The 218-nt window shown below is 69.3% G+C and carries 1 pseudogene; it reads left to right on the top strand.

Going from position 1 to position 218, the window contains the following annotated elements:
• Nucleotides 1-69 precede the first annotated feature (69 nt).
• Nucleotides 70-218 (top strand): annotated as a pseudogene (locus ACW9IB_RS29590) (5,6-dimethylbenzimidazole synthase); the annotation flags it as partial.

The following is a 218-nucleotide window of genomic DNA, read 5'->3' on the forward strand; positions in this document are numbered from 1 at the left end:
GGTGGCAGCCTTGTTTGTGCCCGACGCTGCGCCACACCCGGTGGGTACGGGCTTGCCCGCGATGAGCCCATGACCGACAACGCCTTTCCCGAAGCGGACCGCGCCGCCGTCTACCGCGCCATCGCCGAACGCCGTGATATGCGCCATTTCAGCGGTGGCACCGTCGCGCCAGCGTTATTGCAACGCCTGCTGCACGCCGCCCACCAGGCGCCGAGCGT

This window comes from Pseudomonas sp. SDO524_S393, assembly GCF_054071875.1.